This is a genomic window from Castellaniella ginsengisoli (assembly GCF_040955415.1).
Lineage (GTDB): Bacteria > Pseudomonadota > Gammaproteobacteria > Burkholderiales > Burkholderiaceae_B > Castellaniella > Castellaniella ginsengisoli.
Genome location: NZ_CP158257.1, coordinates 1866663 through 1892646, shown reverse-complemented (window position 1 = coordinate 1892646; position 25984 = coordinate 1866663). Strand labels below are relative to the sequence as shown.

Sequence of the window (25984 nt, the reverse complement as noted above, 5' to 3'; positions counted from 1 at the left end):
AGACTGTGTTGATATCCAGTATCGGGATTATGCCATTACTGCGGCGGCACGGCCGGTCATCATGCGCGAGGCCGGCGCGGCGGCAGCACGAAATCGGTGTCCCCGTCCAGCGCCCGCTTCAACCTGGAATAGCGCTCCAGGAGATCGGATTTGTACACAACCCCCAGCAACCGGGCCGACCGATCGCGGCTGACGACCGGCAGGCGCTCGCCCTGGAAGGCGCTGAATTGCGCCTGGGCGTCATCCAGGCTCAGATCGGGGTACAGGGGCTTGACGAAATCCAGGCGCAGCACCTCGCCGCAAGTCTTGGACTGCACATCGATCTCTCCCAGCATCATCCGGGTCAGATCCTGTTGGGCGATGACGCCCTGCCAGGCGCCCTCGGCATCGGTCACGTACAGGTACTTCACCGGATAATCGAGGAACATCTCCTGCGCCTGCCGCACAGGCGCATCGGTGCGGATCACGGTTTCCGCCGGCCGCATCAGGCTGCCCAGCCGCGCATGGCGCAATTGCCGGCGCAGCGCCTGGTTGTCCTCATGGCGCAGGGTGACCTGGTACATCACCGCCTGGGCCAGGCCGCGCGAGACGAAATACGCCGCCACGCAGGCCAGCACCAGCGGCAGCACCATCTGATAGCTGAGCGTCATTTCGAAGATCATCAGGATCGCCATGAAGGGCGCGCTGGTGGCCGCCGCCAGAAAAGCGCCCATGCCCACCAGGGTCAGCACCGTGCCGTGACCGGCCAGCGCCGGCCAGACCGCGCCCAGCCCCTGCGCGAACAGCGTGCCCAGGGCCGCGCCCACGAACAGCGTCGGGGTGAACACCCCGCCCACCGCGCCCGAGCCCGCCGTCAGCGAAGTGGCCAGGACTTTGCACAGCAGGATCCACAGCACCATCTCCCAGGCCTGGGGCTGGTGCAGCAAGGACACGACCACGCTGTAGCCGTTGCCGGCCATCTGCGGCATACCGACCAGCACGCCTCCCAGCAGCAGCCCGCCCAGGGCCAGACTCAGGGGCAGCGGCAGGCCGGTGCGGCCGAACAGCGACTTCACGCCGTGGATGCAGCGCAGGAACTGCGGCGCCCCCACCCCGGCCAGGATGCCCAGCGCCAGGCAAGGCAACAACAGCTCCGCCGGCACCGCCCGCAACTCGGGCATGGCATACAAGGCCGCATAGTGGCCGCTCAGCCGCATGACGAGGTTCGACACTGCCGCCGCGACCAGCAAAGGACCGAAATTCTGGAAAGACATGGACCCAAGGATGATTTCGCCCACGAACACGGCGCCGGCGATGGGTGCGCCGTAGGCGGCGGAGACCCCGGCCGCCGCCCCGCAGGCCACCAGCAGGCGCAGATGGGCCGTGCCCGTGCGCAGCAGCCGTCCCAGCACCGAAGCCCAGAGCGCGGCCAGATGCACCATGGCGCCCTCGCGGCCGATGGAGCCGCCCGTGGCGACCGTACACAGCGAAGACAGCGAGCGCAGCAGCCCCTGGCGCACGGACAGGCGCCCGTCGCCAATGGCCACGGCCTCCATATAGTCGGAATGCGTCTCGTTGGACGCGCGCCGGGCCGCCGCCAGCAGGACCCCGGCGCACAGCCCGCCCGCGGCCGGCGCCAGCAGGCGCAGCCACCAGGGCAGGTCGCGCATCACGTGGGTGATGGCGCCCGAATGCCCCGCGAACAGCCATTGGATCGCGTGGATGCCGGCATGGAAGGCAAGCGTGACCAGGGCGCCGCCGACGCCGGCCAGGGCCGCCCAGCACAGCATCGCGACCACGCCGTCGGCCCGCAGGTGCAGATCCGGCCCGCGCATCTCGCTACGGCTTGAAATCCGGGGGGTTGGGAGGGCGCGATCGGCCCAGCATGCGCCAGTACACCCGGAGGTTGAAGATCAGCGCCACCGGCAGCGCGATCACGACGGCCGACAGCGCCAGGCGCAAGGTCGCCACCGGAGCGGCGGCATCCCACAATGTGACCTCGTCCAGCACCAGGTAGGGAAAAAAGCTGTAGGCCAGGCCGCCCAGCACGGTCAGGACGATCACCAGCACCAGCGCGTAGGGCAGCGCGGAAGCGCGGTAGCTGTGGCTGATCATGCGCTGCAGCGTCATTTCGGTCAGGACGAAGCACGTCAGCAAAGCGCCCCAGACCAGGCCGACCGCCAGCCAGTGCGCGCCATCGCCCCATTTGAGAAACACCCCGGCATTGGAAAAATCCAGCACCACCGATACGCCCACGACGCCCACCGCGCCCCAGCGCAAAGTGCGGCGCGCCCAGCCCACGGCGCGCGCGCGCAGCTCGCCCGCCTCGCGCATCATCAGCCAGGCGGCGCCCAGCAGGCTGTAGACCGCCACGGCGCATCCTCCCATCAGGACCGCAAAGCCGGTATAGCCCCCGCCCGGCTGGTAGGCCACCGCCACCCGCGCCAGGATGTAGCCATGCGAGAAGGCGACCAGCACGGCGCCCGCGCCGAAACCGAACTGCCAGCTGCCCTGGTGCTCCGCCGGCGACCGCAGGCGCCATTCGAAGCACACCGAGCGCAGCATCGTCCCCAGGGCCAGCAGCGACAGCGGCAGGTACAGGCGGCCCAGGGTCTGGGGCCAGGCATAGGGAAACGCCACCGCGAACAGCCCGATCCCCAGGAACACCCAGAACTCATTGGCATCGCGCCAGGGCCCCAGCAGCGACAGCATGCGCGGCCGCAGGGCGGCCGGCGCCACCAGGGACACGCAACCCACCCCGATATCGAAGCCGTCCAGCAGCACGCCCGCCACCACGACGGCAAAGAACACCACGATGAGCGCCAGAGGGATCCAGAAGGCTGGATCCTGGGCGCCCAGGCCCAGCAGGGCCGCCAGGGAATCGATCATGCGCGCCCCCGATGACGGGCCACCGGCACGATGCCATAGCGGGTGGCGTGCCTCAGCAATTGATGAAAGCCCGCCGCCAGCGCGCCGTAGACCGCAACCTGCAGGCAAAGAACGGCCCAGAGGACGCCCTGGCTCACATCCGTGCCGATTTCGCGCAGCGAGACCGTGCCGTAGACGGCGTACGGCAAGCTGCCGATCATCAGATGCCCCCAGCCCACCGCCTGCAGGGCCACGGCCAGCCAGGCCATGGCGCGCAAGCCGGCCCGGCCGGCCGGCGACAGGCTGTCGGGCTCATGGCCCAGGCGGCGGCCCCGCCACAGCGCCCACACGGCCAGCACGGCCAGGATGCCGGCCAGCAGCACCGTCAACCGCGCGGACAGATAGGTGAGCAGCAAAGGCGGCCGCATGCCCGCCAGTTCGTCCAGCCCATGCACCGGCCCCTCGTCAGGCAGCCGCGCCCAGTCCGCCCAGCCGGCCGGCCCGGCCAGATGCCAGCCGTCGCGCCCCTGGGCCGTATCCGGCCAAGCCAGGAGGGACAAGCGCTCGGGCGGGCCGCTGGCCCATTGGGGCACGACGGCCGCCACACGCGCCGGCTGCAGCGGCAGCAGTTCGCGGCCCAGCGTCGCCGCCAGCAGCGCCTGCAACACCAGCGCCAGCAGCACCAGCCGCAATCCCCAGGCGTAGACGCTGCGGTCCCCGGCATCGCTGGGACGCACTTCCGTGCGCCAGGCCGTGACGGCCAGCATCAGCGTGGCCGCCAGCAGCAGGCCGCCGGCCAGCAGCGCCCCGAACAGCACGGGCGCCGCCCCGTCCGCCAGCACGCCCAGCCAGTCCGCCACCTGGTAGCGGCCTTCGACCAGGACCGCGCCCACCGGCCGCTGCAGCCAGGCCAGCAGCACGGCGATCCACCAGACCGTCAGGGACGTGCCCGCGGCCACCATGCCCACCACCCACGTATGGGCGCGGTCGGACAGGGCACGCTGCCCGTACAGCATGGCCCCCAGGAAACAGGACTTGAAGACGAAGGCCGTCAACACGGCCATGCCCACCAGAGGGCCGACGACCTCGCCGGCCCGATCCATGAAATCCGGCCACAGCGTGCCGATCTGGAACACGAGCGGCAGGCTGGCGGCAAAACCCAGGATCAGGGACAAGGCGAACACACGCGCCCAGAAGCGATAGGCGAGCAAAGCCGCCTGGCTGCGCCGTGCACACAGCCGGAAGCCGAACAAGACCCAGGCCAGCCCCAATTCAAGCGTCAGGAAGAACAGCACGAACCCCAGACTCAGGTAGAACTGGGACAGCGACAGAACCCATGCGGTTTGCGTCATAATGTGCGCTAGTTTATATGAACCCCCCGCGCGCCTGTGCGCCTTTCTCGGCCCGGGCGCGGACATGGCAAAATGCCCGGTTCATCCTTTTGCTTCTTTCCGCCCCAGAGGCCCATCCCCCGCACCATGACCACCGACTCCGCGCCCGCCTCGAATTTCCTGCGCACCATCATCGACAACGATCTGAAATCCGGTCGCTACCAGGACAGGCAATGGGCGCCGCCGCCCAGCCCGGCCGAGGTCCGCCGCGCCGGCGCCCCCGATCCCGCCCGCATCCGCACCCGGTTTCCGCCCGAGCCCAACGGCTACCTGCACATCGGCCACGCCAAGAGCATCTGCCTGAACTTCGGCCTGGCGCGCGACTACCAGGGCATCTGCCACCTGCGCTTCGACGACACCAACCCCGAAAAAGAAGAGGACGAATACGTCCACGCCATCATCGACATGGTGCGCTGGCTGGGCTTCGACTGGACGCAGGACGGCACGGAGCACTGCTTCTACGCCAGCGACTATTTCGAGACTCTGTACCGCTTCGCCGAAGCCCTGGTCCAGGCCGGCCACGCCTACGTGGATGAGCAGTCCGCCGACGAGATGCGCGCCACCCGGGGCACGCTGACCGAGCCGGGCACCGACTCCCCCTGGCGCGACCGCCCCGCCGCCGAATCCCTGGCGCTGCTGCGCGACATGCGCGCCGGCAAATTCCCGGACGGCCGCATGGCCTTGCGGGCGCGCATCGACATGGCTTCGCCCAACATCAATCTGCGCGACCCGGTCCTGTACCGCATCCGCCACGCGACCCATCACCGCACTGGCGACGCCTGGTGCATCTATCCCATGTACGCCTGGGCGCACCCGGTCGAGGATGCCCTGGAGGGCATCACGCACAGCATCTGCACGCTCGAATTCGAGGACCAGCGTCCTTTCTACGACTGGATTCTCGCCCGCCTGGCCGAACTGGACCAGCTCGCGCCGCCGTTGCCGCGCCAGTATGAATTCGCGCGCCTGAACCTCAGCTACGTCGTCACCAGCAAGCGCAAGCTGCGCCAACTGGTGCTGGAAAACCACGTGAATGGCTGGGACGACCCCCGCCTGCCCACCCTGGCCGGCCTGCGCCGCCGCGGCTACACGCCCGGCGCGATCCGCCTGTTCTGTGAGCGCCTGGGCGTCTCCAAGGCCGATTCCCGCATCGACTACAGCATCCTGGAGCAAGCGCTGCGCGACGACCTGGACCCCGTGGCGGCGCGGGCCGTGGCGGTGCTCGATCCGCTCAAGCTCGTCATCACCAACTTCCCGGAAGACCACGCCGAGCCTTGCTCCGCCGCGCTCAACCCGCACGAACCGGACGGCGCCCGCCGCGCCTTTCCCTTCACGCGCGAACTCTGGATCGAGCGCGACGATTTCCGCGAAGACCCGCCGAAGAAATACTTCCGCCTGTTCCCGGGCAATCTGGTCCGCCTCAAATACGGCTACATCGTGCGCTGCACCGGCTGCATCAAGAACGCCGCGGGCGAAGTCGTCGAAGTCCACGCCGAGTACCTGCCCGACACGCGCAGCGGCACGCCGGGCGCGGACGCCGTCAAGGTCAAGGGCACCGTCACCTGGGTCAGCGCGGCGCACGCCGTGCCCGCCGAGATCCGCCTGTACGACCGCCTGTTCACCGAACCGCACCCCGACGCCGGCGACCGCGACTTCCTGCAGGCGATCAACCCCGACTCCTGCAGGGTGGTGAATGCCTGGGTCGAGCCGGGCACGCGCGCCGAACCCGGCGCCACCTGGCAATTCGAGCGCCTGGGCTATTTCGTCGCCGACCGCGAAGACTCCACGCCCGAGCGTCCGGTGATCAACCGCGCCGTCACACTGCGCGACACCTGGGTCTGAGCCATGGCCAAGACTGCCGCAGCCCTGGATTTCAAAGGCGCCTCCCTGCACGTCCTGCGGGCCGTGCTGCGCACGGCCGACACCGCCGAACTGATCGGGGCGCTGGACCAGCGCATGCAGGAGGCCGGCGCCTTCTACGAAAACGAACCCGTGGTGCTCGACGCCCAGGATCTGGACCAGGCGCCCAACTGGCCGGCGCTGGCCGAGGCGCTGCGCCGCCATCATCTGCACCCGATCGGCGTGCGCGCGCCGGAAGCCCTGCTGGACTTGGCCCGCAAGGCCGGCCTGGCGCCCCTGGACATTTCCACGGGCCGTCACACCGAGAGCCGCGCCGCATCGTCCAAGGCCGCCCAGGCGCAGCGCACGCCGCCGGACCGGGATCCCGCCGACGAGCGCGCTCCCACGGCGGCGGACGCGCCCCCCCCAACCGAAGCCGCCCGCCCCGCCGAAGCCGACGCGCACACCGGAACCCTGGTGATCCGCCACCCGCTGCGCTCGGGCCAGCGCATCTATGCGCGCGGCGGCGACCTGATCGTCATGGGCATGGTCAGCCAGGGCGCAGAGGTCATCGCCGACGGCCACATCCACGTCTACGGGCCGCTGCGGGGCAAAGCCATGGCCGGCGCGCGCGGCAACGCGAGCGCCATGATCCTGACCACCCAGCTCGATCCCGAGCTGCTGGCCATCGCAGGAGTCTACCGGGTGGTCGAGACCCGTCTGCCCGAAACGCTGCACAACCGTCCTGCCCAGGTCGAACTGGACGGAGACACGCTGCGCATCCGGGCGCTGCAGGGGGGCCACTGACGGGCCCGTCCGGGGCCGGTCCGGCCCTCCGGGCGGGCAACCCGTCACATCCGGACACGCCCCGCCGCCGGCCTTCCGGCCCGCGCGGGACATTTTGCTTTACGATGTCATGAATTTTTCGAACAGGGGAACACAGTCACCATGGCGCGCATCGTTGTAGTCACCTCCGGCAAGGGAGGGGTGGGCAAAACCACCACCAGTGCGAGCTTTTCGGCCGGCTTGGCCATGCACGGCCACAAGACGGTCGTGATCGACTTCGACGTCGGCCTGCGCAACCTGGACCTGATCATGGGTTGCGAACGCCGCGTGGTCTACGACTTCGTCAATGTCATCCAGGGCGAGGCCACGCTGCATCAGGCGTTGATCCGCGACAAGCAACTGGAAAATCTGTATATCCTGCCAGCCTCGCAGACGCGCGACAAGGACGCCCTGACGCGCGACGGCGTGGAAAAAGTCCTGACCGACCTCGCCGCCATGGACTTCGAATACATCGTCTGCGATTCCCCCGCCGGCATCGAGACGGGCGCGGTCATGGCATCCTACTTTGCCGACGACGCGCTGGTGGTCACCAACCCCGAGGTTTCCTCGGTGCGCGACTCCGACCGCATCCTGGGCATCCTGTCGGCCAAATCCCGGCGCGCCGAGAAGGGCGAGGAGCCGATCAAGGAACACCTGCTGCTGACCCGCTACAACCCCAAGCGCGTGGCCGATGGCGAGATGCTGTCCCTGGGCGACATCGAGGACATCCTGCGCATCCGCCTGATCGGCGTGATCCCCGAGTCGGAAACCGTGCTTCAGGCCTCCAACCAGGGCATCCCGGCCATTCACATCCGCGACTCCGACGTGGCCCTGGCCTACCAGGACGTGGTCGCCCGCTACCTGGGCGAAGAAAAGCCCCTGCGCTTCGTGGACTACGAAAAACCCGGCCTGTTCAAGCGCCTGTTCGGGGGTAAATAAGCATGTCGTTCCTGGATTTCCTGCGCGGACAAAAAAAGACCTCGGCGAGCATCGCCAAGGATCGTCTGCAGCTCATTCTGATCAACGAGCGCGGCAGCGGCCGCCATGCGCCCGATTTCCTGCCGCAGATGCAAAAAGAACTGATCGCGGTGATCTCGAAGTACGTCCAGATCAACCCCGACGACATCAAGGTCAGCCTGGACCGCCAGGACTCCCTGGAAGTCCTCGAGGTCAAGATCGAAATGCCGCAAGCCGAAGCACGCAACTGACGCCGCTTGCAAGCGGCTCGGATTTGACAGGCGCGAAACAGCCCGCAGGGGCTGGTCTTGGATTGGGGCTTCCCTCCACCTCGCCGCTTGCAAGCGGCTCGGATTTGACAGGCGCGAAACAGCCCGCAGGGGCTGTTTCGCGTCCAGTCAAATCCAAGTCAGTGTTGCCCACACTACCAGCGGGATCGTCGCCACCGATAGCACATTGCCCAATAGCACCACGCTGGCGACGGCTCTGGGCTCCACCCGGTATTGCTCGCACAACAGGTAGTTCAGCACCGCCGGCGGCAACATCACCGACAACGCCACCATGCGCGACCATTCCGGCGTCAGGGGAAGCAGCCACAGCACGATGGGCAGCGTCAGCAAGCCGGCCGCCAGGTACAGCACGTTGATCCGCAGCGCCAGGCCCAATTGCTCGACCCGGTCCTGGGACAGGCGCACGCCCAGCCCGAACAGCATCAGCGGGATCGCGATCTGCCCGGTCAGTTCCAGCGTGGTCGTCACGAAAGGCGGAATCCACTCCCGGTGCGGCGCCATGGCCACGCCGAACAAGGCCGCCCAGATGTTCGGATTGCGCAGCCACATCCAGCGGCTGCCACCGCGCGACAGCAGGAAGAGGCCCAGGGAAAAATGCAGCAGGTTCGACAGGACGAACAGCACGACGATGTCGCCCAGCAGATCCTTGCCGTAGGCCAGCATCATCAGCGGAATGCCGATATTGCCCGTGTTGCGGAACATCCCCGGCACCAGGAAGGCCGGGCGGGACACCCCCGGCCGGCGCACCAGGGCCAGCAACAGGCCCGGCACGACGATGATCAGCACCCCCGCCGCGATCAATGGCCAGCCGCGCGCCAGATCGACCGGATTGTCCAGCAGCGCCGAGCACACCAGCGCCGGGCAGAACACCATCACATTGGCATGGTTGATGAACGCCATGTCCGGCGTGCGGGCCTGACGGCGTCCGAACGCAAAGCCCAGGATCGCCACGGCAAAGACGGGCAGGACAATGTTCAGCAGGGTCAACAGCATGAGGGCGGCAGGGGGAAAGGACGACAGGCAGCCCAGAGTGTACAGCGCAGCGCCTTTGAAGACGGGCCGGGCCCCCGCCAGGAGGCCCGACCCGTCTGCGATCCGGCCCGCATGCGGACAGGCGGCGCCGTCCGCATGCGGCGGCCGCTCAATACCCCAGCGCGAAATCCTCGGCCGGCAGATCCATCAGCACGTCCGGGCCGGCCTTGATGGCTTCCACATGCGCCCGGGTGCGCGGCAGGATGCGGGTGAAATAGAACCGCGCGGTGTGCAGCTTGGCCTGGTAGAAAGCCTTGTCGCCCTCGCCCGCCGCCAGTTTCTCCGCCGCCACGCGCGCCATGTCTGCCCAGAAGTAGGCCAGCGTCACGTAGCCCGAATACATCAGGTAATCCACGGACGCGGCGCCCACGGCTTCGCGGTTGGTCATCGCCTTCATGCCGATCTTCAAGGTCAGGTCGCCCCATTCCTTGTTCAGTTCGGCCAGGGGCTTCACCAGCTCGGAAATCGCGCGGTTGCCGCTGTTGGCCTTGCAGAACTTGTGCACGATCTTGGTGAAGAGGCGCAACGATTCGCCCTGGGTCATCAGCACCTTGCGGCCCAGCAGGTCCAGCGCCTGCACGCCCGTCGTGCCTTCGTACAGCATCGAGATGCGGCTGTCGCGCACGTTCTGCTCCATGCCGTGCTCGGAGATGTAGCCGTGGCCGCCGAAGACCTGCACGCCCAGATTGGCCGCCTCGAAGCCGGTCTCGGTCATGAAGGCCTTGGCGATCGGCGTCAGGAATCCCAACAGCTTGTCGGCCTGCTCGCGGGCGTCCGCGTCCTGGCTGCGCTGCATGATGTCCACCTGCTGCGCGGCGTAGTACAGCAAGGCGCGGTTGCCTTCGGCGTAGGACTTGATCGTCAGCAGCATGCGGCGCACGTCAGGGTGCACGATGATGGGATCGGCCGGCTGGTCGGGGAATTTCGGGCCGCTCAAGGCGCGCATCTGCAGGCGCTCGCGCGCATAGGCCGTGGCTCCCTGCAAGGCGACTTCGGCATGCGCCAGGCCCTGGATGGCGGTGCCCAGGCGCGCCGTGTTCATGAACGTGAACATGCAGTTCAAGCCCTTGTTGGCCGGCCCGATCAGGAAGCCTGCGGCGCCATCGAAATTCATCACGCAGGTGGCGTTGCCGTGGATGCCCATCTTGTGCTCGATCGAGCCGCATGACACGCCGTTGCGCTCGCCCGGGCCGCCCTGGCCGTCGGGCAGAAACTTGGGCACGATGAACAGGGAGATCCCCTTGGTGCCGGCGGGCGCGTCCGGCAGGCGGGCCAGGACGATGTGGACGATGTTTTCCGCCATGTCGTGCTCGCCCGCGGAAATGAAGATCTTGGTGCCGGTGATCTTGTAGCTGCCGTCGGCCTGGGGCTCGGCCTTGGTGCGCAGCATGCCCAGGTCGGTGCCGCAATGCGGCTCGGTCAGGCACATGGTGCCGGTCCACCGGCCGGAGACCAGGGGCTCCAGGTAGGTCTTCTGCTGTTCCGGGGTGCCATGCGCCTGCAAGGTATTCATGGCGCCGTGCGAAAGACCGGGATACATGCCCCAGGCCCAGTTGGCCTCGCCCATCAGCTCGCTGATGGCCATGCCCAGGGATTCGGGCAGGCCCTGGCCGCCGTGGGCCACATCGTGCGACAACGCCGGCCAGCCCCCTTCGACGTACTGGGCGTAGGCTTCCTTGAAACCCGCCGGGGTCCTGACACCCTCGTCCGACCAGACGCAGCCCTCGCGGTCGCCCACGGCATTCAGCGGCGCGAGCACCTGCTCGCAAAACTTGGCGCCCTCCTCCAGGATGGCGCCGGTCATGTCGGGGGTCGCTTCTTCGCAGCCGGGCAGGGACTGGTAGTGGGCGGGATAGTTCAGGACTTCGTCGCGCACGAAACGAATGTCGCGCAAAGGGGCTTTGTAATCGGGCATCTCCGGTCTCCAAGGGGATAGTCGAGGGCAGTCCGGCGGCTCCGCAGGGGACGCCCGCCCGGGTGCCGGTCGGTTTTCAAGCCGTCGAATCGAAATTCAAACGATTGTTTGAATTTAAGGATAAAGCCCGTTTGAAGTCAAGACCTCGCGCTCCTGAAAGACCGGCGCCCCGCCGCGCAGCCTGCAGGCTGCGCGGCGGGGCGCCGGGCCCATCGCGAAGAGGATGCGAGGATCAGCGGTTCTTGCCGATCTGGTCGCCGATGACGCCGCCGATGGCCGCGCCGCCGACCGTGCCGAGAATCCCGCCGCCCGTGACGACGGCCCCCGCCACGCCGCCGATGCCGGCCCCCGTGACGGCCGATTTCTGGCGATGGCTCATGTTGTCCCAGGATGAGCATCCGGCCATGGCCGTCGCCAGCATCAGGGCCGCACCGATTTTTCCGAGTGTCCCGATCGTCATAGTGGTTCTCCTTCTCGTGTACTGCGTGATGTTCCATGCCTGGTCAGGCATCCTGGCTTCTTTATAAGCGCCGGCCCTTGAAAAAGCTGTGAGCCAAGATGTCGAACCATGTAACTTGTAACAAGGGCGGAACCGCCGGCCGCGCCCTACTTCACCAAGGCCAGGACGTCGCGGAAGGCCGGATGGGCGGGGGTTTCGAGCCATTCGAAGATCGCCATCTCGGACGTGACCGTCTCCAGCCCATAGCGGCGCCAGCGTTCGCAGGCGGCCGACCAGTCGGACTCGCGCCGCGAACCGACGCCATCCGTCACCAGCACGGGCTGGAAGCCGGCCTGCGCCAAGCCCAGGCCGGTTTGTAACACGCAGATATGGGCTTCGGTGCCTGTCAACAACACCCGCGTGCGGCCCGCAGGCCAGTCCGCCAGAAAGCTGGCCTCGCGGCACGCGTCGAAATGAGTCTTGGCCACGACCCGGTCCGCGTGCGCCAGCAGGTCGGGATGGGTGGCGCCGATCTTGCCGGGCCAATGCTCGGTCGCCCAGACCGGCACCGACAACAGGCGCGCGGCCTGCGCCAGACGCGCGACCCGGCCGCGCAAAGCGTCGGTATCGCGGATGGCCGGCAACAGCTTTTCCTGCATGTCCACCACCAGCAGCAGGCTGGCGCCGGTCGTCAGCAAGGCTTGGTTCACATCCACGTATTTCATGACGGACTCCCATTGTGGCATCTCTGCGCACCGCGCCGCGCAAGGCGCTTCGACCCGACAGGCGCATCAGGGGCCGCGGGAACTCCCGATGTGTCCTGCTTCATCTTATTTCAGGGCCTTGTAGCGCAGGCGGCGCGGACGAGAGGCCTCTTCGCCCAGACGCGCTTTCTTGTCAGCCTCGTATTCCTGATAGTTGCCGTCGAAGAACACGACGCGGGAATCCCCCTCGAAGGCCAGGATGTGCGTCGCGATCCGGTCCAGGAACCAGCGATCGTGGCTGATCACCAGCACGGAGCCGGCGAATTCCAGCAGCGCGTCTTCCAGGGCGCGCAGGGTTTCGACGTCCAGGTCGTTGGACGGCTCGTCGAGCAGCAGCACGTTGCCGCCCGCGATCAGGGTCTTGGCGAGGTGCAGGCGGCCGCGCTCGCCGCCCGACAGCTTGCCGACCTGCTTGCCCTGGTCCGCGCCCTTGAAGTTGAAGCGGCCCAGATAGGCGCGCGCCGGCATCTCGAAACGGCCCACGGTCAGCAGGTCGGCGCCATCGGCAATGGCGTCGAACACGGTCTTTTCATCGGGCAGGGACTCGCGCGACTGATCGACGTAGGCCAGCTTCACCGTCTGGCCCAGGACGACTTCGCCGGCATCCGGGGTTTCTTGGCCGGCGAGCATGCGAAACAGCGTCGATTTGCCGGCGCCGTTGGGGCCGATGATGCCGACGATGGCGCCGGCGGGAATCTTGAAGCTGAGGTCATCGATCAGCAGACGGTCGCCGAAGGACTTGGAGACGCCGCGAAACTCGATGACTTCATTGCCCAGGCGCTCGGCCACCGGGATGAAGATTTCCTGCGTTTCGTTGCGCTTCTGGTACTCGTGTGAAGAGAGTTCCTCGAAGCGCGCCAAGCGGGCCTTGGCCTTGGCCTGGCGGCCCTTCGGGTTCTGCCGCACCCATTCCAGTTCTTTCTTGATGGTGCGCTGGCGGGCGGACTCGGCGGCTTCCTCGTGCTTGAGGCGGTCTTCTTTCTGTTCCAGCCAGGAGCTGTAGTTGCCTTTCCAGGGGATGCCGTGGCCCCGGTCCAGCTCCAGGATCCATTCGGCTGCGTTGTCCAGGAAGTAGCGGTCGTGGGTGACCGCCACGACGGTGCCCGGGAACTGGCGCAGGAAGACCTCCAGCCATTCGACCGACTCGGCATCCAGGTGGTTGGTGGGTTCGTCCAGCAGCAGCATGTCGGGTTTGGACAACAGCAGACGGCACAGGGCCACCCGGCGCTTTTCCCCGCCGGACAGTTTGCCGACCTGCGCCTCCCAGGGCGGCAGGCGCAAGGCATCGGCGGCGATCTCCATCTGGGTCTCGATGTCGTCGCTGCCGCTGGTGGCGGCCGCCGCGATGACGGCTTCCAGCTCGGCCTGCTCGGCGGCCAGGGCGTCGAAGTCGGCATCGGGCTCGGCATAGGCGGCATAGACCTCGTCCAGGCGCTTGCGGGCCTCGAAGACTTCTCCCAGGCCGGCCTCGACGGACTGGCGGACGGTATGGTCGGGATCGAGCTGCGGCTCCTGCGGCAGATAGCCGATGCGCAGGCCCGCCATGGGGATGGCTTCGCCTTCGATGTCCTTGTCCACCCCGGCCATGATTTTCAGCAGGGTGGATTTGCCCGAGCCGTTCAGGCCCAGCACCCCGATCTTGGCGCCGGGAAAGAAGGAAAGAGAGATATCCCGAAGGATCTGGCGTTTGGGCGGCACGATCTTGCCGACCCGGTTCATGGAATAGACGTACTGTGCCATGTCTCGACCGTGAAAGGGCGCGCCAAAGGATTCGGCCGCGCAAAGCCCCGATTGTAGGCCGGACTGGCGGCGGATGGGCCGGGGCCCCGGGCGGCGCTCCAGCGCCGCGATGCGGCGGCCATCGAACCGGCCCGCCGTTCAAACCGTACAATGCCGTCATCAACCATCCCGCCTCATCCCATCATGACTCTCCCCCTCGCATTCACCCCGGCCGAGGCCGATCTGCTGGGCCGCACGGCCGACGCGCTGTGCGCCTATCTGGGCCGGCCCGTGATCGCCGAGATCGTGTCCGAAACCGGAGACGGCTACGAATGGGCGCTGTTCGCCCTGCCGCTGGCCCCCCAGGACGAAGACGAAGACAAGCCCCGCGTCCAGGCGGGCGGCCCCGGGGCGCGGTTCCTGGGCAATTGCGGCGGCCTGGATCTGAGCGACGGCCAGGCGGTGGATTGCGAATTCCTCTGGGCGATCCAGTTGTCCGACCTGGAAGGCGCGCGCTACATCAAAGTGGACGCCCAGGGCGAGGAGGTCGCCTGGACCGACGCGCTGACGGACCTGCTGCCGTTCGACCTCCAAGACGCCCAGGCGCCTGCGGACGACGAAGAAGACGAAGACGACGAGGAAGACGGCGAGGACGCGCCAGACCGGAACGCATGACGCCCTGATCCCTTCAGCCGGCGCCGCGTTTCAGGCGATGTGCCTCAGGTGGCCACCGGACGCTTGATCCGCGCCGTGGCGGCACGCAGGCGGTCGCGCGCGTACAGCGCCGCGCCGGCCGGCCACATCGAAGCCACCAGCAGTCGCGAAGACCAGCGGCTCAGGCGGCGCCCGGCGGGGCGGGCCACCCGCTGAGCGCGCAGATGCAGGCTGAAGCGGGTGTAGCGGATCGCGGCGGCAAAGAACGACAGCGGCTGGTAGCGGAACCAGCCCAGGCAGAACGCCACCGTGTCGTGCGCCAGCAGCCACAGCCCCAGCGCATGGCGGCCGCTGTCGGCCGCACGCCCCTCGCTCGACAAACTGCCCGCTTCATCGTGATACACGCGGAACACCTGGTTGACGAAACGGGTCAGGTAGCCGGCCCGGGCGATCGCCCGCCAGACCAGGCTTTCAGGCACGAAGCCGGGGATGTCCTCGGGAAAGGGGAACTGGCGCAGCACGTCGGTGCGCAGACAGCCGAATTTCTCGCCCCGCACGTGGTAGCGGAAGGTCATGTCCAGCGAGGACACGTCCATCACATCCAGGGGGTACATATCGCCCACCACGCGGCCGTCGGGCCGGGCGCACAAGCCGGTGATCGCCACCGTGCGCGCGCGTTGGGCCGGCGGGATCTGCTCCCAGACGCCGGCCATGTGGTAGAGGGCGTTGGGATCGAGTTCGTCGTCGCTGTCGATGGCCACCAGCCATTCGCCCTGCGCATGGCGCACGCCGTTGTTGAACGCTGTTTTCTTATGTTGATTAGGTTGCCAGACGTAACGGATGGGGAAACTGGCTTGCTGCTGCCAACCCTGCACCAATGTGCGGGTGGTATCCGTCGAACCGTCATCCACGATCACCCATTCGAAGTCCTGGAAGGACTGCTCCTGCAGCGAACGGTACACGCGTTCCAGTGTGTGCGCCCGGTTGTAGGTGGGCGTGATGACGGAAAACAGATGTCGCCAACAAGCCATGCTGGAAGGCTCCTCCTTTTATCCGTTCCGGTCATGATAGCCGCAAAAAAAACCACGCACCGTCGAGTGCGTGGTTTCCCTGAGGCCGAATTGTATACAAACAATACGGCCGGCCAGGCCGGCGCGATCAGACGCGCTTGACCTTTTCGAGCATCTTGAAGACACCCTTGGGCGAGCGCACGAAAAGGCGCTTGAAGGCCTTGCCAAGGCAACGACGCTCCAGCGTGTTGCGCCGCGTGCGTTTGATTTCTGCCATGTGGATCTCCTGGTGTAAGGCGGGCTTGAATGCAAAACACACTATTTTAGCAAAATTTCACTGGCGGACGGCCCGCATTTTGCCAAGAGGCCGCCGGCTACTGGCGCACCCCTTCGATTTCGATATCCAGGCGCACGGCGTCGGGGATGCCGGGCAGGCCGAAACCCATGCCCCACTGGCTGCGCTTGATCTCCGCGCGAAAATCCCCGCCGCAGACTTCGCGGCCCAGGCGCTTGTTCTGATAGCAGTTGAAACGGACGGCGTTCAGCGTGACTGGATGGGTCTGGCCCAGCAAAGTCAGATTGCCCTCGACCGCCCGTACGAGGTCGCCCTTGAAATGAAAGGCGGTGGATTCGAAGCGGGCGTCGGGATGCCGTTCGGCCAGGAAGAAGTCGCCGCCCCGCAAGTGCTCGTCGAACCCCTTGGAGCCCGTATTGATCGAGCCCACGTCGATGCGGATGTCCGCCCGGCCGGTGCGGGCCTCGCGATCGAAGGCGACCCGCCCCTCGACGGTGTCGAAACGCCCCCGCACGGTGGACGTGCCGTTGTGCAGAACCTCGAAATGGACAAAGGTATGATCGGCGTCGGTCGTGTAATCGGCCGCCTGGGCCAGAAAGGGGGCGGCGCACAACAGGGGCAGGACGAGCAAGCGTTTCATGGCGGTTCTCCGGATTTGCGCGGGCCGCAGGCCAGCCCGGCATCATTCAAGTCCATTGTAGGAATCGAGTCGCGGCGGCGGCCGGCGCAACAGCCCGGAGTGCTGACGCGGATCAAACCGGCGGTCTTCGGCGCGCCGGCCGGGCGCCGCCCACATTCCCGCTTCCGGCATGGCGCAACAGTCCCGCGCAGCGGATTATGATGGCGGCATGAACGCACCCATCCGCATCTTCGGCGCCCGCCAGAACAACCTGAAAAACCTGGATCTGACGATCCGCACCGGGGAGCTCCTGGTGGTGACCGGCGTGTCCGGGTCCGGAAAGAGCTCGCTGGCCTTCGACACGCTCTACGCCGAGGGCCAGCGGCGCTACGTCGAAACCTTCTCGCCCTACGCCCGCCAGTTCCTGGACCGCATGGACAAGCCCCAGGTCGATCGCATCGAAGGCATCCTGCCGGCCATCGCCATCGACCAGGTCAATCCGGTGCGCAATTCGCGCAGCACCGTAGGCACCATGACGGAGCTGAACGACCACCTGAAGCTGCTCTACGCACGCGCCGGCCACCTGCACTGCCGCCGCTGCGCCCGGCCCGTCACCCGCGACGATCCCGCCAGCATCCGGCACCAGTTGGACAGTCTGTGCGCCGCCCGCGATCCCCGGCTGGTCGTCACATTCCCGGTTTCGGTGCCCGCCAACTTCACCGAAGACGAGGTGCGCGGCTTCCTGGAACAGCAAGGCTACACGCGCATCCATCGCCAGGACGAGCCCGCGCCCGCGCCCGAAGCCGCCGGCAAGGCGGGCGGGCGGCGCAAGGCGGCCGACGCCGTCCGGCGCGTGCTGCACGTCGTGCAGGATCGGTTTCGCCTGGGCAATGCGGAATCCGCCCGCGTGGACGAAGCCCTGGAAACCGCCCTGCGCCAGGGCAATGGCCGGCTCGCCGTCCACGCGCTGTTCGACGAAGGCGAAGAAACCTGGCGCTTCAGCGCCGGCCTGCACTGCGCGCGGTGCGACATCGACTACGGCACCGCGCTGCCCAGCACTTTTTCCTTCAACTCCCCTCTGGGCGCCTGCGAACATTGCCGGGGCTTTGGCCGGGTCATGGGCATCGACTACGGCCTGGTGGTGCCGGACGAAACCCGCAGCCTGCGCAATGGCGCGATCAAACCCTGGCAGACCGCCAGCTACCAGGAGTGCCAGGTCGAGATGGAACGCTACGCCCCCAAGGCGGGCGTGCGCCTCGACGTGCCCTGGCGCGACCTGACCGACGAAGAGCGCGCCTGGGTGATCGGCGGGACGCCAGACTGGAAAGGCGGTCCTTCCGCCTGGAAGCACCAGTGGTACGGCGCGCAACGCTTCTTCGACTGGCTGGAATCCCGAGCCTACAAGATGCATGTGCGTGTGCTGTTGTCGAAATACCGCAGCTACACGCCCTGCCCGCACTGCAAAGGCGCGCGCCTCAAGCCGGACGCCACCTTGTGGCGCCTGGGCCAGGATCACGATCCGATTCCCGGCCCGGCCCGTTTCCTGCCTGCGCACGCGCACTGGACGCCCGAGCAGTTGGCGGCCCTGCCCGGCCTGGGGCTGCATGACCTGATGCGCCTGCCCATCGAGCGGGTGCGGGACTGGTTCGACCGCATCGAGCTCGGCCGCACGCTGGACGAAGCGCTGACCGAACTGCTGGATGAAGTCCGCGCCCGCCTGCGCTTCCTGTGCGACGTCGGCCTGGGCTACCTGTCGCTGGACCGGCAGAGCCGCACCCTGTCGGGCGGCGAGGTCCAGCGCATCAACCTGACCACGGCGCTGGGCACGTCCCTGGTGAACACGCTGTTCGTGCTGGACGAGCCATCCATCGGCCTGCACCCGCGAGACATCCACCGCATCGTCCAGGTCATGCACCGCCTGCGCAACCACGGCAATACCCTGGTGGTGGTCGAGCATGATCCCCAGGTCATGATCGCCGCCGACCGCGTCCTGGACATCGGCCCGGGCCCCGGAGAACGCGGCGGCCACATCGTCTTCGACGGTACGCCGGCCGAGCTGGCCGTGGCCGACACGCTGACGGGCCGCTATTTCGGCGGCCGCCTGCGCATCGAGGCGCCGCGTCCCCTGCCGGTGAAGGACGGTACGCCGCGCCTGCTGCTGCAAGGCGTCCGCGCCAACAACCTGCAGGGCATCGACCTGTCGCTGCCGCTGGGCCGGCTGGTGTGCCTGACCGGCGTCTCGGGATCGGGCAAATCCACCCTGGTGCAGGACGTACTCTATCCCGCCTTGCTCAAGCGGCTGGGCCGCGCCACGGAAGCGCCGGGCGAGTACACGACCCTGCTGGGCGCGGAACGCATCGCCGATGTGGTGATGGTGGACCAGACGCCCATCGGCAAGACGGCGCGTTCCAACCCGGCCAGCTACGTCGGCGCCTTCGACGCCATCCGCAAGCTGTTCGCGGCCGCCGCGCTGTCGCAGGAACGCGGCTACACGGCCGGCACGTTCAGCTTCAACACCGGCGACGGCCGCTGCCCCGGCTGCGGCGGCACCGGCTTCGAGCATGTGGAAATGCAATTCCTGTCGGACGTGTACCTGCGCTGCCCGGATTGCGACGGCCGACGCTTCCGGCCCCAGGTGCTGGAAGTGCGCATCGAGCACCTGGGCCGCAGCGCCTCGATCGACGAAGTCCTGGACATGACCGTGAGCGAGGCGCTGGATTTCTTCAAGGGGCTGCGCGACGTGCAATGGGGCCTGGCGCCCCTGGCCGACGTGGGCCTGGAATACGTCCGCCTGGGCCAGCCGGTGCCCACCTTGTCGGGCGGCGAGGCGCAACGCCTGAAGCTGGCCGGCCACCTGGCCGCGGCCGCGCGCTCGCGCGCCCCCCAGGGGGCGCTCAAGGGCAGCCTGCTGCTGTTCGACGAGCCCACCACCGGCCTGCACTTCGACGACATCGCCCGTCTGATGCAGGCTTTCCGCAAGCTGCTGGCCGCGGGCCATTCGCTGCTCATCATCGAGCACAACCTGGATGTGATCCGCGCCGCCGACTGGGTCGTGGATCTGGGGCCTGAGGGCGGGGACCAGGGCGGCCGCATCGTGGCCGAAGGCACGCCCGAAGACCTGATGCGCCATCCCGGCTCCCATACCGGCCGGGCGCTGGCCGACTACGCGCGCCAGGAGAGCAGCCCGGCCCTGGTCTTGCGCGAGCCCGCGCCGCACCCGCCGGCCGCCTCGGCCAGCCCCGACATCCATATCCTGAACGCCCGAGAACACAATCTGAAAGGCATCGACGTGCACATCCCGCGCGACGCCTTCACCGTCATCACCGGCGTATCGGGTTCGGGAAAATCCACCCTGGCCTTCGACATTCTCTTCAATGAAGGCCAGCGGCGCTACCTGGAATCCCTGAACGCCTACGCGCGCGCCATCGTGCAGCCGGCCGGGAAGCCGGACGTGGATGCGATCTACGGCATCCCGCCCACCGTCGCGATCGAGCAGCGCACCAGCCGGGGCGGGCGCAAGTCCACCGTCGCCACCATGACGGAGATCCACCATTTCCTGCGCCTGCTGTACGTGCGCCTGGGCACGCAGATGTGCCCGGACTGCAACGTTCCCGTGGCGCCGCAGACCCCGGAGCAGATCGTCGCGCAGTTGCTGCACGACCACACGGGCGAACATATCGGCCTGCTCGCCCCGCTGGTGGTGGCGCGCAAGGGCTACTACACCGACCTGGCGAAATGGGCGGCTTCGCATGGCCATACCCACCTGCGCGTGGATGGCGCCTTCATCCCGGTCAACCCCTGGCCGCGCCTGGACCGCTACCAGGAGCACACCATCGAGCTGCCTGTGAGCGACTTGATCGTGGACGTGCGCGATGAAGCCGGCCTGCGCGAAGCCGTGCGGGCCGCTCTGGCGCTGGGCCACGGCAGCTTCCGCGTGCTGGCCGGCCTGACCGCCCCCGGTCCGGCCACGCTCGAGGCCCGCCGTGCCGCCGGCCTGGCGCCCGACCCGCGCCTGCTGACCTTCTCCATCAAACGCGCCTGCCCGAGTTGCGGCACCAGCTTCCCGGAACCCGATCCGCGCCTGTTCTCGTACAACTCGCGCCACGGCTGGTGCCCGGGCTGCTATGGCACCGGCCTGCAACTGACCGGCTTCACCGAGGACCAGACCGGCGAGGAATCCGTCTGGCTGGACGAAACCACCGGGTTTCCGCAACCCTGCACCCAATGCCAGGGCCAACGGCTGAACCGCGTGGCGCGGGCGTTCCGCTGGCGCGACCGCTCCATCGCGGAGCTGGCCTCGATGCCCGTCAGCGACGCCCAACGCTTTTTCCTCGGCCTGGGCGCCCAGGGCCGCGAGGCCGAGATCGCGCGCGACATCCTGGTCGAAATCCGCGGCCGCCTGAACTTCATGATGGACGTGGGCCTGGGCTACCTGGCCCTGGACCGCGCCGCGCCCACCCTGTCGGGCGGCGAGGCGCAGCGCATCCGCCTGGCCGCGCAACTGGGCTCGAACCTGCAAGGCGTGTGCTACGTGCTCGACGAGCCCACCATCGGCCTGCATCCGCGCGACAACCGCATCCTGCTGGATGCCCTGACCCGCCTGGAAGGCAATGGCAACACCCTGGTCGTGGTCGAACACGACGAAGACACCATCCGCCGCGCCGGCCACGTGATCGACATCGGTCCGGGCGCCGGCGTGCGCGGCGGTATGGTGGTCGCCCAGGGCACGGTCGAGGAAATCACCCGCAACCCGGCGTCGGTCACCGGACGCTACCTGCGCGAACCTCTGGTCCACCCCATGAACGGCCGGCGCGCCGTGAATGCCGCCACCCCCAGCCTGGACATCGAAGACGCCACGCTGCACAACCTGCGCCAGACCCACGCGCGCCTTCCGCTGGGCCGCCTGAACGTCATCACCGGAGTCTCGGGCTCGGGCAAATCCACGCTGGCGCGCGACGTGCTGCTGGACAATCTGTCCCAGCGGGTCGGCAAGCGCCTGAGCGGCCCCTGGCGGGGCTGCCGCACAATCCACGGCTGGGAGGCCGTCGACCGGGTGCTGGAGGTCGACCAGACGCCCATCGGCAAGACACCCCGGTCCTGCCCGGCCACCTACGTGGGCTTCTGGGACGACATCCGCAAGCTCTACGCCAGCACGCGCGAATCCCGGCTGCGCGGCTGGACGGGCTCGCGCTTTTCCTTCAATACCGGCGACGGCCGCTGCCCGGAATGCGAAGGCCAGGGCATGCGCACCATCGAGATGAGCTTCCTGCCGGACGTCAAGGTGCTTTGCGACGCCTGTCACGGCGCGCGTTTCAATCAGGAAACCCTGAGCGTGCAATGGAACGGCCGCAGCGCCGGAGACGTGCTGCGCATGGAGGTGGATGACGCCATCGGGCATTTCTCCGCGCACCGCCGCATCGCCCGCGCATTACAACTGATGCAGGACGTGGGCCTGGGCTACCTGACGCTGGGCCAGCCCTCGCCGACACTGTCCGGCGGCGAGGCCCAGCGCATCAAACTGGTCACGGAACTCACCAAGGCGCACCTGGACGAAGGCGTGCTGCGCACCGGCCGCGCATCGCGCGCGCCGCATACCCTTTACGTGCTGGACGAGCCCACGGTGGGCCTGTCCACGGCGGACGTCGAAAAACTGATCCGCGTGCTGCACCGGCTGGTGGACGCCGGCCATACCGTGGTCGTCATCGAACACAATCTGGACATCATCGCCGAGGCCGATTGGATCGTGGACCTGGGCCCGGAGGGCGGCGACCAGGGCGGCCGCGTGGTCGCCCAGGGCAGCCCCGAGCAACTTTGCGCGAGCGACACGCACACCGGGCGGATCCTGGCGGAATTCATGAAATGACCTGCCTGTTCGAAGACCGGCTGGCTGACCGGGCGCTGCGCCTGCTCGACCCCGTGGCACGCATCGCGGCGCATCGCCGCGCCGAGTTGCCCGCCGCCTGGGCCGCCATCGAAGCAGCGCGGCGCGCGGGCCATTGGGTTGCTCTGCTGCTGGACTACGAGCTGGGCGAGTGGCTGGAGCCGGGTCTCTCGGACGCCCGGGATGGCGACGCGCGCGACCCCCTGCCGCGACTGACGGCGCTGGTCCACGCGCGCGCCGAATGGGGGCCGTGCGCGAGCACACCGCAAAGCGCGGCGGCCATGGCCGGCCGCGGCGGCGCGGCGCCCGCGTGGGATCCGCGCCCGCGCCCGGGCACGCCGCGCGCCGGTCATGCACAGGCCATCGAGGCCATCCGCGCCGGCATCGCCCGGGGCGACTACTACCAGATCAATTACACCCTGCCGCTGCACCTGGACTGGCCGCCGGACCTCGATCCCGCACAGGCCTACGCCTACCTGGCCGGCCGCCACCCCGTCTCGCATGCCGCCTGCGTGCGCGACGGCAACCGCTGGGTGCTGTCGCTGTCGCCCGAACTCTTCATCGCGCGCGATGGCGCGCGCCTGCGCGTGCGGCCGATGAAAGGCACCGCCCCCCGGCACGCCGATCCGGCCTGGGACCGGCAGGCCGGCGAAGCCTTGCAGCGCAGCGCCAAGAACCGCGCGGAAAACCTGATGATCGTGGACCTGCTGCGCAACGACCTGGGCCGCATCGCCGTGCCCGGCAGCGTGCGCGTGCCGGCCTTATTCGACCTGGAGGCCTATCCTTCGGTCTGGACGCTGACATCCACCGTGGAAGCCGAGGCGCCGGACGTCCCGCTGGCCGAGGTGATGCGCGCCCTGTTTCCCTGCGGCTCCGTCACCGGGGCGCCGAAGATCGCCGCCATGCGGGCCATCCGGGCGCTGGAACAGCGCCGGCGCGGCATCTATTGCGGCAGCGTGGGCTGGCTGGCGCCGGACGGGGATTTTTCCCTCAATGTCGCCATCCGCACCATCGAACTGCGCGACGGCCAGGCCCAGTTCGGCGTGGGCGGCGGCATCGTGTACGATTCCCGGGCTGCCGACGAATGGGAGGAATGCCTGTGGAAAGCCCGCGTCCTGAATCCGGACTGAGCGCATCCGGTCCGGCCCTGCCCGCGCCCTCCGCCGCCGAAGTCCGACGGCTTGCCCCCGACCTGATCGAAACCCTGCGCCTGGAGCAAGGCCGCATCGCGCTCTGGCCCGGCCATCGGGCGCGGCTGCTGGCCTCGGCCCGCGCTTTGGGCTACCCGCTGGACGCCACGGCGTTGGACGGCTGGCTGAGCGCACAACTCCGGAACCTGCCGGCCCCACAGCCGCAGGCGCCGGCTCCGGTCACGAATGACCCGACCGCCGAGGCCGCCGGCACACGTGCGCCGTGCCGCCTGCGCCTGCTGCTGGCGGCCGACGGCGCATTGACCCTGGACTGCGCGCCGCTGCCGCCCACGGCCGAGCCGGTGCGCATCGCCCTGGCGGCGGATGTGCTGGAGACACCCGCCGTCCTGGATGCCGACGACCCCTGGCTGCGCCACAAAACCACGCATCGCCCCGTGTACGCGGCGGCACAGCGCTGGCTGTCGGAACATCCGGATCATTTCGACCTGATCTTCGGCAACGCCGCCGGCGGCCTGTGCGAAGGCAGCCGCAGCACGATCTACGTCCAGGATGCGGACGGCGCCTGGCTGACCCCGCCCCTGTCCAACGGCCTGCTGCCCGGCGTGCGGCGCCAGGCCCTGCTGGACGAAGGCGCCGTGCGCGAAGCCCGGCTCAGCCTGGACGACCTGCGCCGGGCGCCGGCGCTGCGCGTATCCAACGCCCTGCGCGGCTGGATAAGAGCGGACATGACATGATCCCTGCGGATCATGTCATGCCGATCAAATCCGAGCGCTGCGCCGCCAGGCCCCGACGCACGGCCCAGTCGGCCGCCGCCATGCCCATGGTCGCCGTAATGGCCACGGCCGAGCCATAGCCCGCACAGGAGAGCCCCTGCGGCGCAGCGGCCAGGCCAGACGCGGCCGGCTGGCTCCAGGCTGCGGGCAGGATGACGGGCTGGTCGTACCACAGGCAATGCACGCCCATGCGCGGCACCCGGCGGCGCGGCTTGCCGCCTGCCGCCCCCCCCTTGGGGTAACCGTGGCGCTGACGCAGTTCTTGGCGCACCCGACCCAGCAAGGCATCGTGCGTCACGGCCGACAGGTCGCCGGCCCGCAAGGCCAGCGGGTCGGTCTTGCCGCCCGCGCCACCACACACCAGCACCGCCCAGCCCGCCGCACGGGCCCGCAGGATCATGGCGACCTTGGCCGACACCTGATCGGTGCAATCCAGCAGCACGCCGGCCGGCCCCGACAGAATCGCCTCGACATTGCCGGGGCCGATAAAATCGTCGACGCACTCGATGCGGCAATCCGGATTGATGTCGAGGATGCGGGCCGCCATGGCCGCGACCTTGGCCTGCCCCAGCGTGCTGCCCAGCGCATGGACCTGGCGGTTGATGTTGGATTCGGCCACGTGGTCCAGATCCACCAGCACCAACGATCCCACGCCCGAACGGGCCAGGGCTTCCGCGCACCAGGCGCCCACGCCGCCGATACCCGCCACCACCACGCGCAGGCCTGCGAGCGCCTGCCGGGCGCCGTCGCCATACAGACGGTCCAGGCCGCCGAAGCGGCGGGCGGCGTCCGCATCGGCGGCGGGGGAATGGATCGGCGGGGTATCGGACATCGCGGCGGCGTTGCAAAGAGGAGAATCCCCCATTCTAGCCGGGCCGTCGCGCCGCGCCCGCATGCAAGTCCTCTACAATAAGGGCCGTTTTCCCTCAGACATCGCCTTCGTGAACAAGCCCGCCGCCCGCGCCCATCCGCTTCCGCCCCCGCCGGAAGCCTTCCGGCTGCGCGATGCCGCCTGGCACCAGGCGTCCATCGATCAGGCGCTGAGGCACTGGGACGGCCGCTCCGACTTGTGGGTGTTCGGCTACGGCTCCCTCATCTGGCGACCGGAATTCGACCATCTGGAGGCCCGCCGCGCGCGCATCCACGGTTATCACCGCGCGCTGTGCCTGTGGTCGCGCATCAATCGCGGCACACCGGAACATCCCGGCCTGGTCTTCGGCCTGGACCTGGGCGGTTCCTGCGCAGGCACCGCCTACCGGATTGCCGGGGCCCAGGTGCCCTGCATCCTGGACGCCCTGTGGCAACGGGAAATGCCCAGCGGGGCCTACATTCCGCGCTGGCTGAATTGCCACACGGCCGCGGGCCCCGTTTCCGGCCTGGTCTTCACCATGGACCGCCGGGACGAGGGCTATGTCACCGGTCTGTCCACCGAACAGATCGTCGCCATCGTGCGCCAGGGGCATGGGCGCTACGGCCCCTGCACCGAATACGTGCTGCAAACCGCCGACACCCTGGAAGCCGTCGGCATCACCGACCACCGTCTGCGCGCCATCGCGCGTTCGCTGCGGTCTTCCCTTTGACGCCTC

General features: G+C 68.3%; 21 protein-coding genes. 9 read left to right on the top strand and 12 right to left on the bottom strand.

Annotation, left to right across the window (positions count from 1 at the left end; translation table 11 throughout):
* Positions 1–59: 59 nt before the first annotated feature.
* The 3 genes from ABRZ00_RS08995 to ABRZ00_RS08985 are packed head-to-tail and all read right to left on the bottom strand — an operon-like array spanning position 60 to position 4199.
* Positions 60–1814: a ClcB-like voltage-gated chloride channel protein gene (locus ABRZ00_RS08995; protein ID WP_368642253.1), complete on the bottom strand. Its 1755-nt coding sequence runs from the start codon at positions 1812–1814 to the stop codon at positions 60–62.
* A 4-nt stretch (positions 1815–1818) separates the two neighbouring features.
* Positions 1819–2868 (bottom strand): cytochrome d ubiquinol oxidase subunit II, encoded by a 1050-nt coding sequence (locus ABRZ00_RS08990; protein WP_368647671.1) that lies wholly within the window; start codon positions 2866–2868, stop codon positions 1819–1821.
* Complete coding sequence (locus tag ABRZ00_RS08985; RefSeq protein WP_368642255.1) at positions 2865–4199, bottom strand: cytochrome ubiquinol oxidase subunit I; 1335 nt, start codon at positions 4197–4199, stop codon at positions 2865–2867. The genes ABRZ00_RS08990 and ABRZ00_RS08985 overlap by 4 nt, the downstream gene beginning before the upstream one ends.
* 126 nt (positions 4200–4325) lie before the next feature.
* Between ABRZ00_RS08985 and ABRZ00_RS08980 the strand changes: the two genes are divergently transcribed.
* The 4 genes from ABRZ00_RS08980 (at position 4326) to minE (ending at position 8107) form a co-directional block, all read left to right on the top strand.
* Complete coding sequence (locus ABRZ00_RS08980; RefSeq protein WP_368642256.1) at positions 4326–6077, top strand: glutamine--tRNA ligase/YqeY domain fusion protein; 1752 nt, start codon at positions 4326–4328, stop codon at positions 6075–6077.
* A gap of 3 nt (positions 6078–6080) precedes the next feature.
* The gene (gene minC / locus ABRZ00_RS08975; RefSeq protein ID WP_368642257.1) at positions 6081–6881 is read left to right on the top strand and encodes a septum site-determining protein MinC; all 801 of its coding nucleotides are present in this window, start codon (positions 6081–6083) and stop codon (positions 6879–6881) included.
* Positions 6882–7022: 141 nt separating this feature from the next.
* Positions 7023–7838, top strand: coding sequence for a septum site-determining protein MinD (minD, locus tag ABRZ00_RS08970; RefSeq protein WP_368639485.1), 816 nt, complete (start codon positions 7023–7025; stop codon positions 7836–7838).
* A 2-nt stretch (positions 7839–7840) separates the two neighbouring features.
* Positions 7841–8107 (top strand): cell division topological specificity factor MinE, encoded by a 267-nt coding sequence (gene minE, locus ABRZ00_RS08965; RefSeq protein ID WP_343838485.1) that lies wholly within the window; start codon positions 7841–7843, stop codon positions 8105–8107.
* 147 nt (positions 8108–8254) lie between these two features.
* On the opposite strand, the gene ABRZ00_RS08960 is transcribed toward minE, so the two are convergent.
* The 5 genes from ABRZ00_RS08960 to ettA all read right to left on the bottom strand — a co-directional run bounded on the left by ABRZ00_RS08960 (position 8255) and on the right by ettA (position 14036).
* Positions 8255–9139, bottom strand: a complete 885-nt coding sequence (locus ABRZ00_RS08960; RefSeq protein ID WP_343838483.1) for an AEC family transporter — start codon at positions 9137–9139, stop codon at positions 8255–8257.
* A 148-nt stretch (positions 9140–9287) separates the two neighbouring features.
* On the bottom strand, positions 9288–11093 hold the full coding sequence (locus ABRZ00_RS08955) for an acyl-CoA dehydrogenase C-terminal domain-containing protein (RefSeq protein WP_368642258.1): 1806 nt from the start codon (positions 11091–11093) through the stop codon (positions 9288–9290).
* Between the two features lie 232 nt (positions 11094–11325).
* On the bottom strand, positions 11326–11553 hold the full coding sequence (locus ABRZ00_RS08950; protein ID WP_368642259.1) for a glycine zipper 2TM domain-containing protein: 228 nt from the start codon (positions 11551–11553) through the stop codon (positions 11326–11328).
* Positions 11554–11699: 146 nt separating this feature from the next.
* Positions 11700–12257: an isochorismatase family protein gene (locus tag ABRZ00_RS08945; RefSeq protein WP_368642260.1), complete on the bottom strand. Its 558-nt coding sequence runs from the start codon at positions 12255–12257 to the stop codon at positions 11700–11702.
* Between the two features lie 105 nt (positions 12258–12362).
* Positions 12363–14036, bottom strand: coding sequence for an energy-dependent translational throttle protein EttA (ettA, locus tag ABRZ00_RS08940; RefSeq protein WP_368642261.1), 1674 nt, complete (start codon positions 14034–14036; stop codon positions 12363–12365).
* A 183-nt stretch (positions 14037–14219) separates the two neighbouring features.
* Between ettA and ABRZ00_RS08935 the strand changes: the two genes are divergently transcribed.
* Positions 14220–14690 carry a hypothetical protein gene (locus tag ABRZ00_RS08935; RefSeq protein ID WP_368644241.1) on the top strand — a complete coding sequence of 157 codons (471 nt, stop codon included), beginning with the start codon at positions 14220–14222 and terminating at the stop codon, positions 14688–14690.
* A gap of 44 nt (positions 14691–14734) precedes the next feature.
* On the opposite strand, the gene ABRZ00_RS08930 is transcribed toward ABRZ00_RS08935, so the two are convergent.
* The 3 genes from ABRZ00_RS08930 to ABRZ00_RS08920 all read right to left on the bottom strand — a co-directional run bounded on the left by ABRZ00_RS08930 (position 14735) and on the right by ABRZ00_RS08920 (position 16614).
* Positions 14735–15700, bottom strand: a complete 966-nt coding sequence (locus tag ABRZ00_RS08930; RefSeq protein WP_368642263.1) for a glycosyltransferase family 2 protein — start codon at positions 15698–15700, stop codon at positions 14735–14737.
* A 127-nt stretch (positions 15701–15827) separates the two neighbouring features.
* Positions 15828–15956 carry a hypothetical protein gene (locus ABRZ00_RS08925; RefSeq protein ID WP_013743098.1) on the bottom strand — a complete coding sequence of 43 codons (129 nt, stop codon included), beginning with the start codon at positions 15954–15956 and terminating at the stop codon, positions 15828–15830.
* 97 nt (positions 15957–16053) lie between these two features.
* Positions 16054–16614 (bottom strand): YceI family protein, encoded by a 561-nt coding sequence (locus ABRZ00_RS08920; protein ID WP_368642264.1) that lies wholly within the window; start codon positions 16612–16614, stop codon positions 16054–16056.
* 208 nt (positions 16615–16822) lie between these two features.
* Between ABRZ00_RS08920 and uvrA the strand changes: the two genes are divergently transcribed.
* The 3 genes from uvrA to ABRZ00_RS08905 are packed head-to-tail and all read left to right on the top strand — an operon-like array spanning position 16823 to position 24359.
* Entirely contained in the window at positions 16823–22456 is a 5634-nt protein-coding gene (gene uvrA / locus ABRZ00_RS08915; RefSeq protein ID WP_368647670.1) for an excinuclease ABC subunit UvrA, read from the top strand.
* Positions 22453–23604 carry an aminodeoxychorismate synthase component I gene (pabB, locus tag ABRZ00_RS08910; RefSeq protein WP_368642266.1) on the top strand — a complete coding sequence of 384 codons (1152 nt, stop codon included), beginning with the start codon at positions 22453–22455 and terminating at the stop codon, positions 23602–23604. The genes uvrA and pabB overlap by 4 nt, the downstream gene beginning before the upstream one ends.
* Positions 23574–24359, top strand: coding sequence for an aminotransferase class IV (locus tag ABRZ00_RS08905; RefSeq protein WP_368642267.1), 786 nt, complete (start codon positions 23574–23576; stop codon positions 24357–24359). Before pabB ends, ABRZ00_RS08905 begins: the two co-directional genes overlap by 31 nt.
* Before the next feature lie 10 nt (positions 24360–24369).
* Here the strand turns inward: ABRZ00_RS08905 and ABRZ00_RS08900 are convergent, their stop codons facing one another.
* Positions 24370–25230 (bottom strand): ThiF family adenylyltransferase, encoded by an 861-nt coding sequence (locus tag ABRZ00_RS08900; protein ID WP_368642268.1) that lies wholly within the window; start codon positions 25228–25230, stop codon positions 24370–24372.
* Positions 25231–25291: 61 nt separating this feature from the next.
* Here ABRZ00_RS08900 and ABRZ00_RS08895 point away from each other — a divergent pair, with 61 nt between their 5' ends.
* Positions 25292–25978 (top strand): gamma-glutamylcyclotransferase, encoded by a 687-nt coding sequence (locus ABRZ00_RS08895; RefSeq protein ID WP_368642269.1) that lies wholly within the window; start codon positions 25292–25294, stop codon positions 25976–25978.
* Positions 25979–25984: the final 6 nt, after the last annotated feature.